At 65.2% G+C, this 12,711-nt stretch carries 12 protein-coding genes; 9 read left to right on the forward strand and 3 right to left on the reverse strand.

The window, feature by feature from the left end; genetic code table 11:
- Window positions 1-88: 88 nt before the first annotated feature.
- Both ACVW1C_RS15565 and ACVW1C_RS15570 read right to left on the reverse strand, forming a co-directional pair.
- Window positions 89-1,534 carry a hypothetical protein gene (locus ACVW1C_RS15565; protein ID WP_456759166.1) on the reverse strand — a complete coding sequence of 482 codons (1,446 nt, stop codon included), beginning with the start codon at window positions 1,532-1,534 and terminating at the stop codon, window positions 89-91.
- A gap of 24 nt (window positions 1,535-1,558) precedes the next feature.
- Entirely contained in the window at window positions 1,559-2,389 is an 831-nt protein-coding gene (locus ACVW1C_RS15570) for a sterol desaturase family protein (RefSeq protein ID WP_456759167.1), read from the reverse strand.
- Window positions 2,390-2,667: 278 nt separating this feature from the next.
- Between ACVW1C_RS15570 and ACVW1C_RS15575 the strand changes: the two genes are divergently transcribed.
- The 9 genes from ACVW1C_RS15575 (at window position 2,668) to ACVW1C_RS15615 (ending at window position 11,423) form a co-directional block, all read left to right on the forward strand.
- Window positions 2,668-2,832: a Flp family type IVb pilin gene (locus tag ACVW1C_RS15575; RefSeq protein ID WP_456759168.1), complete on the forward strand. Its 165-nt coding sequence runs from the start codon at window positions 2,668-2,670 to the stop codon at window positions 2,830-2,832.
- A gap of 170 nt (window positions 2,833-3,002) precedes the next feature.
- Window positions 3,003-3,527: an A24 family peptidase gene (locus ACVW1C_RS15580; protein ID WP_456759169.1), complete on the forward strand. Its 525-nt coding sequence runs from the start codon at window positions 3,003-3,005 to the stop codon at window positions 3,525-3,527.
- A gap of 127 nt (window positions 3,528-3,654) precedes the next feature.
- The gene (cpaB, locus tag ACVW1C_RS15585) at window positions 3,655-4,449 is read left to right on the forward strand and encodes a Flp pilus assembly protein CpaB (protein WP_456759170.1); all 795 of its coding nucleotides are present in this window, start codon (window positions 3,655-3,657) and stop codon (window positions 4,447-4,449) included.
- 2 nt (window positions 4,450-4,451) lie between these two features.
- Window positions 4,452-5,936 carry a type II and III secretion system protein family protein gene (locus tag ACVW1C_RS15590; protein ID WP_456759171.1) on the forward strand — a complete coding sequence of 495 codons (1,485 nt, stop codon included), beginning with the start codon at window positions 4,452-4,454 and terminating at the stop codon, window positions 5,934-5,936.
- A gap of 8 nt (window positions 5,937-5,944) precedes the next feature.
- Complete coding sequence (locus ACVW1C_RS15595) at window positions 5,945-6,697, forward strand: CpaD family pilus assembly protein (RefSeq protein ID WP_456759172.1); 753 nt, start codon at window positions 5,945-5,947, stop codon at window positions 6,695-6,697.
- Window positions 6,694-7,962: an AAA family ATPase gene (locus tag ACVW1C_RS15600; RefSeq protein ID WP_456759173.1), complete on the forward strand. Its 1,269-nt coding sequence runs from the start codon at window positions 6,694-6,696 to the stop codon at window positions 7,960-7,962. Before ACVW1C_RS15595 ends, ACVW1C_RS15600 begins: the two co-directional genes overlap by 4 nt.
- Window positions 7,963-7,986: 24 nt before the next feature.
- Window positions 7,987-9,450 carry a CpaF family protein gene (locus tag ACVW1C_RS15605; RefSeq protein ID WP_456759174.1) on the forward strand — a complete coding sequence of 488 codons (1,464 nt, stop codon included), beginning with the start codon at window positions 7,987-7,989 and terminating at the stop codon, window positions 9,448-9,450.
- 11 nt (window positions 9,451-9,461) lie between these two features.
- Window positions 9,462-10,439: a type II secretion system F family protein gene (locus ACVW1C_RS15610; RefSeq protein ID WP_456759175.1), complete on the forward strand. Its 978-nt coding sequence runs from the start codon at window positions 9,462-9,464 to the stop codon at window positions 10,437-10,439.
- 9 nt (window positions 10,440-10,448) lie between these two features.
- On the forward strand, window positions 10,449-11,423 hold the full coding sequence (locus tag ACVW1C_RS15615) for a type II secretion system F family protein (protein WP_456759176.1): 975 nt from the start codon (window positions 10,449-10,451) through the stop codon (window positions 11,421-11,423).
- A 333-nt stretch (window positions 11,424-11,756) separates the two neighbouring features.
- Here ACVW1C_RS15615 and ACVW1C_RS15620 read toward each other — a convergent pair whose 3' ends face one another.
- Window positions 11,757-12,554 carry a tetratricopeptide repeat protein gene (locus tag ACVW1C_RS15620; RefSeq protein WP_456759177.1) on the reverse strand — a complete coding sequence of 266 codons (798 nt, stop codon included), beginning with the start codon at window positions 12,552-12,554 and terminating at the stop codon, window positions 11,757-11,759.
- Window positions 12,555-12,711 lie beyond the last annotated feature (157 nt).

Consider the following 12,711-nt stretch of genomic DNA (forward strand, 5'->3'; position numbering starts at 1 on the left):
GTCGCCGATCCCGTCGTCCTGCCGTTGGGCGGGGCGCGGTGCGCTTATGGCAATCTTAGCAGTCTCCAAAGCAGTGGCTGCGGCGGCTTCAGCTGGCGGCGCGGACGTGAACGACCACGCGCTCATCGGCGTAGAGGCGCTGCCATCCTCCGATGTGATCCAGCAATTTGGACGCCGGCGTGGTCGGATCGAGCATCACCGCATCGATGTCGTGGGTCGCGAGCAGATTGAGGAAACCGTTGACGTCCTTGAGCTGAAGCGCGCGGGCCAAGCTCATGCCGAACGCCTCGCCATAGAGCTCGGCACGCCCGTCGATGAAAACCGGCATCTGGCGCCAGATCAGGTAGCCGCCGAACTGCAGATCGTTGAGCACGCGCTTGACGTTGTGCGCCTTCATCGCGTCGACGGCGGCAGCCGGCGAATAGATCGGCGGGGGCGATATGACCTGGCGCGCGGCAACGACTGCGGTCCACGCGCAAAGCCCGACGATAAGGATCGCGGCCGGAGCAACTCTCGGGCGGACGGCGCTGGCGGCACGCAGCCCGAACTGGGTGGCGACCGGCGTCAGCACGGCCAGCGGCAGCAGCAAGGCGAGCAGCTCAAGATTTCTGACATGGGACAGCGCCATATGCAGCAGGCCCAGCACCAGGATGATTCGCGGCAGCGGCAACCTCGCCCCGCAATAAAGCGCAGCGCCGAGCAGGCCGAGGATCGATAGTCCAAACGGGTCGATCTCGCCGAACGTCGCTGGCCTCCACTCCGCGATGAGATGCAACAATTCACCGAGGCCCAGAATCCTGAGCGAGGCGAGGATCGAGCCCCAGCCATAAGGGGTCACGCAGCACGCAGCCAATGCGCCGATGCCGAACGCCGCCCAGCGCAGCGCCAGCGCCAACCTCTGGGCCGGCAAGGCATTCCACATCGCATCGAGCGCAAATGCGCCGGCCAGGACCAAACCAAACAGAAAGCCGCCGTGCAGATTGGCCCACAGCGCGATCAGCGGCAGCAGCCAGAACGAGGGCGCCTTGCGGCGTTCGCTGGCGGTCATCAGGCCGTTCGCCCAGACGATCATGATGGGCATCGCCAGCACATGCGGACGGGCCAGCAGGTGCCCGCAGGTCAGAACCAGCGCCGCGAGGGCGATCAGGCTCGCGTAGATCGCCGGCAGCGCGCGGCTGAGGATGGCGGTGAGCAGCGCGAAGCTGGCAGCGGCACAGGCGGCGGCCAGCGCCGCCGGGCCGGTCCACCCGGCAAGGTCATAGGCCTTCGCGAACAGAACCTGCGCCAGCCAGGACGACGACACCCACGGCTCACCGGCCTTGGTGAAGGAATAGATGTCGACGGACGGCAGCGTGCGATGGTCGAGGATCCAGCGGCCGACGGCAATCTGCCAGTAGGTGTCGGAATCGGCGAGCAGCCTGTCGCCGACGAACAGCAGCAGCGCATAGACGCCGCACGCCATCCAGAACCAGGCCGGAAGCTCGGCGAACACGGAGGCCTTCGCGCGTGGGAAGGTCGCGGTCTCAGCGCTCATGATCGCACCGGCCGGCTGGCGGCGTCATTGCCAGAACGGATAGGCCAACTGTCCCCCGATCTCGGACGGCACGCCCTGCTCGGCATCGACGCCGTAATCTTCCGGAAGCTTGCCTTCGGGCATCCGGAACGTTCCGAACAGGATATCCCAGAGCGGAAACGTGCCCGCGAAATTGGTGTCGCCGCCGTCCTCGAGCCCGGTGTGATGCCAGCGGTGAAACACCGGCGTCGCGATCACGTATTTGAACGGGCCGAGCGTCCAGTTCAGGTTGGCGTGCACGAATGCCGAATGGAACGTGGTGAACGGCCCGACCCACAGCATGATGTTCGGCGAGATGCCCGCCATCAGCAGGATCACATCGACAGTGATCGTGCCGATCAGAAGATTGACCGGATGGAAGCGTGCCGCCGAGATCCATTCAAGATCCTCGGAGGAGTGATGAATGGCGTGGTACTTCCAGAAGCCGCCGCCATGGAACATCCGGTGCAGCCAGTACAGCATGAAATCGGAGGCGACGAGGAAGATAATGGACTGCAGCCAGAGCGGAAGCTGCGCCAGGGGACCATGTCCGTTCTCGTAGAACGCGATCAGATCGTCGGCGTCGTGAACGTTGAACACCACGGCTGCGCCCACCACCAGGAGCCCGATCCGCAGCACGCGGGCGAACACCGGCACGAAGAACCAGTAGCAGATGTCGGTGACCAGCTCCCGCTTCTGCCACCACGGCTTGCCGGGATTGCAGGCCCAGAAATGAGTGAGCACCGTGAAGAACAGCGCCAGCGCGATCGTGATCGGCACCACCTTCATCATCGTCTGGCCGATCATCTCGATGACTTCAAAGGGAAGGCTGGGCATGACGGCCTCATTTGACGGAAGCCCCATGGGTATAGATGTGCGCTTAAGGAGCCGTGAACAGGTGCCGATAGCGGGCCCCGGCAACAATGCGCAATCCTAGCGGTCCGCTTAATTCCAAATTTACTGTGCGCAACAACTGCGGGTTCCCGCTGTGTTTATACGATCAAATTAACTGCGCCGAAATTGTCGAACCGTAGGGTGCCGCAATGGTCACGGTGCTGAGAACGCCGGCGAGACCAAACCTTGTTCGACCAGCCACGTGTACACAGGAGTTACTTATGAAGAACCTCGTCTCGCGCTTCGTGAAGGATGAATCGGGCGCGACCGCTATCGAATACGGCCTGATCGCCACCGGTATCGCGATCGCGATCATCGCTGCGGTCAACGGCGTCGGCAGCAAGCTCTCGGGCACCTTCAACACGGTCGCCAGCTCGCTGAAGTAATCCGGTTCCCAGGAACTCGCATCAAAGGTCCCGGCACCCCCGGGGCCTTTGCTATTTGGCGGACCGGCCGTCGGCGCCTTGATGGCGACCGCGGCGGCCTTTCCCGATTGTTCACCATTGGCCGCTAGCGTCGGGTCTCGACCGCAGCTCCAGCTTGACGGCATGAATCCATGATCCTCGACATCGCACGCTTGATGCTGTTTCCGGCCCTGATGGCCTTCGCGGCGGCGAGCGATCTCTTGACCATGACGATCCCGAACCGGATCTCGCTGGCGCTGGCGGCCGGCTTCTTCGTCCTGGCGCCGCTGACCGGGATGGGCGTGCACGAGATCCTCAGCCATGCCGGCGCGGGCGCGCTGGTTCTGGTGGTGGCATTCGGCATGTTTGCGATGGGCTGGGTCGGTGGCGGAGACGCCAAGGTCGCGGCCGCGGCCGGCCTGTGGTTCGGGTTCGAGCATCTGCTCCCCTATCTGGTCTTCGCGTCGCTGTTCGGCGGCGCCCTGACGGTGCTGCTGCTGCAGCTCCGGCAATGGCCGCTGCCCTACGCGCTCGCGAACCAGGCCTGGCTCAGCCGCCTGCACGACAAGCAGACCGGAATTCCCTACGGCATCGCACTCGCCCTCGGCGCCCTGCTGATCTATCCCGAGACGAACTGGATCAAGACGATCGATCTCGCGCACTTCGCCATGCGCTGAGAAAGCAGCGGTAACCGCCCGTTAAGGCGATTTAGATACGCCTCATTAACCATGCTTTGACGAATAGCTGGTCAACTCCCATCACGGCGGCGGCAGCGTCGCGGCGTCATGTGGAAAGTGAAGCGTAATGGATAAGGCCCGCATTCTGGTCCTCGCAATCGCAGGCTGCGCCGGCCTTGCGGCGCTCTATTTGGCGAGCGGAAGCGACGACAAGCCGGCGCCGGCTCCGCCGGTCGCGCAGCTGCCCACCGTCGACATCCTGGTCGCGAAAACCGACATCGGCCTCGGCCAGGCCGTGAAGCCCGAAGATTTGCAATGGCAGACCTGGCCGGCGGCAACCGCCAGCGCCAGCTTCATGCGCAGGGACAGCAACGCCGAAGCGATCAAGGAAGTGACCGGCTCGATCGCGCGCGCCCCGTTCATCCAGGGCGAACCGATTCGCGAGCAGAAGCTCGTCAAGGCCGACGGCAGCGGCTTCATGGCCGCGATCCTGCCGACCGGCATGCGGGCGGTATCGACCGAAATCTCACCCGAGACCGGCGCCGGCGGCTTCATCCTGCCGAACGACCGGGTCGACGTCCTGCTGTCGAAGCGCGACAAGAATCCGGACCGCAACGGCGCCGACATCGTCAACTCCGAGGTGATCCTGACCAACATCCGCGTGCTCGCGATCGACCAGGCACCGAAGGAAAAGGACGGCACCAACGCGCTGATCGGCAAGACGGTGACGCTGGAGCTGAAGCCCGAGCAGACCGAGACGCTGGCGCGCGCGCGCCAGAGCGGCGTCCTGTCGCTGGCGCTGCGCAGCATCGCCGACAACAACGCGCCCGACACCAGGACCGACGACAACCGGCAGAGGCGCGGTGACACGATCAACGTCATCCGCTTTGGCGTTGCCAACCAGGCGACGATGCAGAAGTGACCATGAGGACACACGTGATGAAGGGCGGGGCAACTCAACGGACGATGCGGGCCTTCATGGTCCGCGCATTGTCGTTCTCGGCCGTCGCGGCGCTCACGCTCAATCCGGCGCTGACGCCGGTGGCGGCGAGCGATTACCGCGCCGCGCCCGCCCCTGCCGCATCGGCCGATGGCGGCCAGATGAATGCCCGCTTCCTCTCGCTCGGCGTCGGCAAATCGATCGTGATCGACCTGCCCAGGGACATCAAGGACGTGCTGGTCGCCGATCCCAAGATCGCCAATGCCGTGGTCCGTTCGGCGCAACGCGCCTACATCATCGGCGCGACGGTCGGCCAGACCAACATCGTGTTCTTCGACGCCGCCGGCCAGCAGATTGCGGCCTATGACATCGCGGTCAAGCGCGATCTCAACGGCGTGCGCGCCGCGCTGCGCGCGGCACTGCCGAATTCCGATATCCAGATCGAGGGCGTCGGCGACGGCGTGATGCTGAGCGGAAGCGCGGCGAGCCCGATCGACGCACAGCAGGCCGGCGAGATCGCCACGCGGCTGGTCGGCAGCCCCGACAAGGTCGTGAACTCGATTACGGTTCGCGGCCGCGACCAGGTGATGCTGAAGGTCACGGTTGCCGAAGTCTCGCGCAGCCTGATCAAGCAGCTCGGCATCGACCTCACCGCGAACCTCAACTACGGCACGACCGTGGTCAAATTCGCCAACAGCAACCCGTTCACCGCGAACAGCTCACCGCTGGTGGCCGGCAACAATCTCACCACATCGTTCGGATCGTCGGTGTCGGCGACGATCCGCGCCATGGAAAGCGCCGGCGTCGTGCGGACGCTCGCCGAACCGAACCTGACCGCGATCTCGGGCGAGTCGGCGACCTTCATCTCGGGCGGCGAGTTTCCAATTCCGACCGGCGTGACCTGTCAGACCTCGTCGACGGGCACGATCGGGAATTGCGTCCAGACCGTCAGCTTCAAGAAATTCGGCATTTCGCTCAACTTCACGCCGGTGGTGCTGACCGAAGGGCGCATCAGTCTGCGGGTGATGACGGAAGTGTCGGAAGTCTCGACCGAGAACGCGCTGACCGGCGGCGCGGGTGGCACGACGATCCCGTCGATCAAGACCCGCCGCGCCGAGACCACGCTGGAAATTCCCTCGGGCGGCTCGATGGCCATGGCCGGCCTGATCCAGGACCAGACCAAACAGGCGATCAACGGCCTTCCCGGGCTGGCGTCGCTGCCCGTGCTCGGCACGCTGTTCCGCAGCCGCGACTTCGTCAACAACCAGACCGAACTGATGGTTCTGGTGACGCCCTATGTCGTTCGCGCCGTGGCGCAGAAGGACCTGTCGCGTCCGGATGACGGCTTTGCCAACGCGTCCGATCCGCAGGCCGACCTGCTCGGCAGCATCAACCGCGTCTACGGCGTGCCTGGCCGCACCGAGCCGGCTCGGAATTACCGCGGCACCTACGGCTTTATTACCGACTGAGGCGGACGATGACACAGACCACACCCAGAACATCCGCCGATTACAAGCGCGCCGCCGGTCTCGCCGGAGCGCTCGTCGGCCTTGCCATGACGCTCGGCGCCTGCCAGCACGCCGCCGACAACACTTTCGCGATGGCAGACTCGCCGGCCGACTATCGCCAGCGTCACCCGATCGCGGTGACCGAGGCCGATCGCTCGATCGTGGTCTTCGTCGGCCGCAGTCGCGGCGGCCTGACTGCGGAGCAGCGCGCCGAGGTGATGGGAATGGCGCAGGACTGGATGCGTGAGGGCACCGGCGCCGTCACCATCGACGTTCCCGCCGACACGCCGAACGCCCGGCCCGCGCAGGAATCGTTGCGCGAGATCCAGGCGACCTTCGCCGCCGCCGGCGTGCCGCCGCGCGGGATCCTCGTGCGCAAATACCATCCCGAGAATCCGCGCCTGATGCCTGCGATCCGCGTGAACTATCCAAAGATGAAGGCGGAGGCCGGGCCGTGCGGCCTGTGGCCGGAAGATCTCGGCCCGTCGATTCACAACGGCTCCTACATCCAGAACAAGCAATACTACAATTTCGGCTGCGCCAATCAGCGCAACCTCGCAGCCATGGTCGAAGACCCGACTGACCTCGTGCAGCCGCGCGCGGAGACCCCTGCCTACACGTCGCGCCGCAATATCGCCTTCGACAAGTATCGCAAGGGCACCACCACCGCCACGACGTATCCCGAGTCCGACAGGGCCAAGCTAAGCGACACAGGAAAATGATCACCTACGCGCAGCAAAACTCCGAAGAGCAGACGGACGCCCCGCCGCAGGCCGTGGACGACCATATTGCTCCGGCGCCACGGGTCTCGGTCCAGGCGTTCTGCGAGACGGTCGAGACCGCCGCCGCCGTGCAGTCGGCGGGCGAGGATCGCCGGCTGGCCAAGGCCCATCTCAAGATCCAGATGGGCGGCATGGCGGCTGCCATCGAGGCCTATCGCTCGGCGCCGACGCCCAATGTCATCATCCTCGAGACCGAGGGCCGCAGCGACATTCTGGCCGGACTCGACCAGCTCGCCACGGTGTGCGATGCCGGCACAAGGGTGGTCGTGATCGGCCGGGTCAACGACGTCACGCTGTATCGCGAGCTGGTGCGCCGCGGCGTCAGCGACTACGTGATTGCGCCGACCCATGCGATCGACGTGGTGCGCGCGGTCTGCAACCTGTTCTCGGCGCCGGAAGCCAAGGCGGTCGGCCGCGTTGTCGCCGTCGTCGGCGCGAAGGGCGGCGTCGGTGCCTCGACGATCGCCCACAATATCGCCTGGGCGATCGCGCGCGATCTGGCGCTCGATTCCGTGGTCGCCGATCTCGACCTTGCATTCGGGACCGCCGGGCTCAACTACAACCAGGATCCGGCGCAAGGCATCGCGGATGCGGTGTTCTCGCCGGACCGCGTCGATACCGCCTTCGTCGACCGCCTGCTGTCGAAATGCACCGACCATCTGAGCCTGCTGGCGGCGCCCGCCACGCTCGACAAGGTCTACGATTTCGGCGCCGAGGCGTTCGATGCGATCTTCGACACGCTGCGCACCACGATGCCCTGCATCGTGCTCGACGTGCCGCACCAATGGTCCGGCTGGACCAAGCGCGCGCTGATCGCGGCCGACGACATCCTGATCGTGGCGACGCCCGACCTCGCCAACCTGCGCAACGCCAAGAACATGTTCGACCTGCTGAAGGCGTCCAGGCCGAACGACCGCGCGCCGCTGTACTGCCTGAACCAGGTCGGCGTGCCGAAGCGGCCGGAGATCGCGGCGGGCGAATTCGCCAAGGCGATCGAAAGCCCGCCGATCGCCGCCATCCCGTTCGATCCGCAGATCTTCGGTTCGGCCGCCAACAACGGCCAGATGATCGCGGAAATCTCCGCCAATCACCGCGCAGTCGAGATGTTTCTTCAGATGGCGCAGCGGCTGACAGGCCGCGGCGAAACCAAGAAGCCGAGGGGGTCCTTCCTGTCGCCCCTGCTCGAAAAGCTGCGGTCCAAATAGTGGTCCGCGTGGAGTCAAGACGTCGTGTTTGGTAAGCGTAGCGGAAACGATGGGGATCTGCGGGCACCCAAGCCCGCCTTTCAGACGCCGGAGCCTGCCGGCCTGTCGCCGATGGCGCGCGAGTCCGCCGCCCCGGCGATATCGTCGCCGCCGCTGGCCCCGGCCAAGCCACCGCCTGCTCCCGTCGTCGAAGCCCGCCGCTCGGACAACTACTACCAGGTCAAGGCGACGATCTTCGGCGCCCTCATCGAGGCGATCGACCTTGCCCAGCTCGCCAAGCTGGACAGCGAGTCGGCGCGCGAGGAAATCCGCGACATCGTCAACGAGATCATCGCGATCAAGAACATCGTGATGTCGATCGCCGAGCAGGAAGAGCTGCTCGACGACATCTGCAACGACGTGCTCGGCTACGGACCGCTGGAGCCCTTGCTGTCGCGCGACGACATCGCCGACATCATGGTCAACGGCGCCGGCACGGTGTTCATCGAAGTCGCCGGCAAGATCCAGCGCACCGGCATCCGCTTTCGCGACAACCAGCAGCTGCTCAACATCTGCCAGCGCATCGTCAGCCAGGTCGGCCGACGCGTCGACGAATCCTCGCCGATCTGCGATGCCCGTCTCGCCGACGGCTCGCGCGTCAACGCGATCGTGCCGCCGCTGGCGATCGACGGACCTGCGCTCACCATTCGTAAGTTCAAGAAGGACAAGCTGACGCTGGACCAGCTCGTCAAGTTCGGCGCGATCACGCCGGAAGGGGCGACCATCCTGCAGATCATCGGCCGTGTCCGCTGCAACGTGATCATCTCGGGCGGTACCGGTTCGGGCAAGACCACGCTGCTGAACTGCCTGACCAACTATATCGAGCACGACGAACGCATCATCACCTGCGAAGACGCCGCCGAACTCCAGCTGCAGCAGCCGCATGTGGTGCGGCTGGAAACCCGGCCGCCGAACATCGAGGGCGAGGGCCAGGTCACGATGCGCGAACTGGTCCGCAACTGCCTGCGTATGCGCCCCGAGCGCATCATCGTCGGCGAAGTCCGCGGACCCGAGGCGTTCGACCTGTTGCAGGCGATGAACACCGGCCACGACGGCTCGATGGGCACGCTGCACGCCAACAATCCCCGCGAAGCGCTGTCGCGCTGCGAATCGATGATCACCATGGGCGGCTTCTCGCTTCCCTCGCGCACCATTCGCGAGATGATCTGCGCCTCGGTCGACATCATCGTGCAGGCCGCGCGCCTGCGCGACGGTTCGCGTCGCATCACCCACATCACAGAGGTGATGGGCATGGAAGGCGACACCATCATCACCCAGGATATCTTCCTCTACGACGTGGTCGGGGAAGACGCCAACGGCAAGATCATCGGCAAGCACCGCTCGACCGGCATCGGCCGGCCGCGCTTCTGGGAGCGTGCGCGCTACTACAATGAAGAGAAGCGGCTTGCGGCGGCGCTCGATGCCTCCGACTCGCCGGCGCCGGTCTAGGGGAACGCAGGATGCAGACGCAAACCCTTGCCCTGGCCTTCCTCGCCGCCACCACCGTGGGCGGCATCGCCTGGGTCTTCCTCTATCCCTACCTCTCGGGGGAAAAGAAGGCCGAGTCGCGCCGCGCATCGGTGGCCCGCTCGGAGCCGACAACGACGCGAACGGCCGACCGCACGCAACGGACGCGCCGAGAGCAGGTCGAAGGATCGCTCAAGGAGCTCGAGGCACGGCGGCAGAAGGACAAGAAAGTCCCTCTCGGCCTGCGCATCTCGCAGGCCGGCCTGGAGTGGTCCGAGCAGAAATTCTGGATGATCTCCGGCGCGCTCGGCCTGTTCGGATTCGCCGCCGCATTCCTGGCTGGCGGCGGCATCCTCGGCGCGGCCGGCATCGGCTTTGCCATGGGCCTCGGCGCGCCGCGCTGGCTGCTCGGCTTCCTGAAGAAGCGGCGGGAAAAGGCCTTTCTGAAAGCGCTGCCCGACGCCGTGGACGTCATCGTGCGCGGCATCAAGGCCGGCCTGCCGTTGTTCGAATCGCTCAAGGCAGTGGTCAACGACGCGCCGGAGCCGCTGCGCAGCGAGTTCCTCGCGATCATCGAGACCCAGGCGATCGGGATGCCGCTCGGCGAGGCCTGCGCCCGGCTCTACGAGCGCATGCCGCTGCCGGAAGCGAACTTCTTCGGCATCGTGATCGCGATCCAGCAGAAATCCGGCGGCAATCTGTCGGAAGCGCTCGGCAATCTGTCGCGCGTGCTGCGCGACCGCAAGAAGATGGCCGAGAAGATCCAGGCGATGTCGATGGAAGCGAAGGCCTCCGCCGCCATCATCGGCTCGCTGCCGCCGATCGTGATGATCCTGGTGTTCCTCACGACGCCGGACTACATCGCCCTGCTGTGGACCAACTCGATGGGCCAGCTCATGCTGGTCGCCTGCGCCGTCTGGATGTCGATCGGCGTCTTTGTGATGAAGCAGATGATCAACTTCGATTTCTGACGGTGCAGCATGATTGATGTTCTGATCGCCAAGCTCCACGACGTCAGGTTCATGACCATGCTGCTTGCCTTCATCGCGGCAAGCGCGACGGTCTACACGCTGGTGATGCCGCTGCTCGCCGGCGGCGACCTCAACAAGCGCATGAAGGCCGTCGCCAGCGAACGGGAGCGTCTCCGGCAGCGCGAGCGCGATCGTCTCGCCAAGACGGAGAAGGTGGCGCTGCGGCAGACCCCGAAGCAGGTGGTCTCCCGGGTGGTGGACGATCTCAACCTCACGAAATGGCTCGCCCAGGAAGCGGCGCTCGATAAGCTCGTGATGGCGGGCTATCGCGGCCACGCCCCCTACGTCACCTTCCTGTTCGCCCGCGCGGTGACCCCGATCGTGCTGCTGCTCGGCGCCATCGTCTATACGTTCTTCATCGCGGGCGCGAACTGGTCGCTCACGCTCAAGATCGGCATTTGCGTCGCTGCGGCCTATGCCGGCCTCCAGGCGCCGATGCTGTTCCTGAAGAACGCGATCTCCAAGCGCCAGCTCCAGATCAAGCGTGCCTTCCCTGATTCGCTGGACTTGCTGCTGATCTGCATCGAGTCGGGCATGTCGGTCGAGGTTGCGTTCCGGAAGGTGGCCAACGAGATCGCCGGACAGTCGATCGCGCTGTCGGAGGAGTTCGCCCTGACGACCGCGGAACTGTCCTATTTGCAGGACCGCAAGTCCGCCTACGAGAATCTGGCGCGCCGCACCGGGCTCGAAGGCGTGAAGTCGGTGTGCATGGCCTTGCAGCAATCCGAACGCTACGGCACGCCGCTCGGCCAGAGCTTGCGCGTGATGGCGCAGGAAAACCGCGACATGCGCATGAACGAGGCCGAGAAGAAGGCGGCGGCGCTGCCGCCCAAGCTGACCGTGCCGATGATCCTGTTCTTCCTGCCCTGCCTGTTCATCGTGATCCTCGGCCCGTCCTACATCAAGATCGCCACGATGCATTGAGCCGCTCTACGCCGGCTATCTTCTCCTTCCCCCTGAAAGGGGGAAGGTCGGGATGGGGGTCCAGCCGCAAACGACGCTGCCCGCGGTGAGAGACGATCCCCACCCGCTTTGCTCTGGCGAGCAAAGCGACCTCCCCTTTTCAAGGGGAGGTTTGGAGCGCGCACAGCCCGAATGAAGGTCTGTCTTCTCCTTCCCCCTGAAAGGGGGAAGGTCGGGATGGGGGTCAGCCGCAAACGACGCTGCTCGCGGTGAGAGATGATCCCCACCCGCTTTGCTCTGGCGAGCAAAGCGACCTCCCCTTTTCAAGGGGAGTTTTGGATCTGCCATGTTGGCTTAATCGTCCTTGGCAACAACAGGTGCGGCGCGCGACGCGGTCCGCGGCCCGTCCTTGCGGTTCAGCATGTCGCGCAGATAGGCGACATTGGCCGCGGCCTCATCCGCCGGCAGGTCGGCCTTGACGATGGTCTCGGCCTCCGCGAAGCGGCCCTGCAGGCCGACGACGAGCGCAAGGTTCTGCCGGATGCGGGTGTCGGCGCGGGCGCTGGCATAGGCCTGGCGCAGCGTCTCTTCCGCCTTCGGCAATTCCTTGGTCAGCATGTAGGACAGGCCGAGATTGGACAGCACCGACGGCTCGTCGGGGGCCAGTCGAAGCGCACTGGCGTAATAGCGCCGCGCTTCCTCGTGCCGGTTCAACTTGTCGAGCGTGGTGCCCTGCACCGACAGGATCCGCCAGTCGGGATTGTCCGGACTGTGCGCGCGGCTCAGCACGTCGAATGCGGCCTGCGAATTGCCGTTGTCGGCGAGCGCGCGGCCATAGGCCGCGAGCAGCGCCTTGCTGCCGGGGGTTGCGAGTGTGGCCTGCTCCAGCACAGCGCAGGCCTGCGAACGCTGTCCGGTCATACGCAACGCCTGACCGTAAGCTATGGCGGCGTCGACATCCTTGGGATTCTTGCGGTAGCGCTCGCCATAAACCTCGAGATTGCGGCGCGGATCGTCCGGCACCGGATCGGACCGGGACGCGATCGATCCGGTGACGTCCGACATGGTCTGGCAACCGCCAAGCCCGGCGGCCAGGACCGCCACGAGGGCTGCGGAAGCGAGATGCCGGGTCAAAATGGACTGTCGACGCATGGCACTGTGACTCACGAAATCGGGCAAATGGATCGAGCCGAGCGTGCCAGCAATAGACTGTTAACCCTAACGTCTGGTTAACTGCGGCACCGGCGACCGGCGCGCCGGTTCCAGTCCCGCAGGTCGGGTCAACCGCGGTGCGCTACCATCAATCGCG

This window comes from Bradyrhizobium sp. USDA 4011 (genome assembly GCF_054063415.1).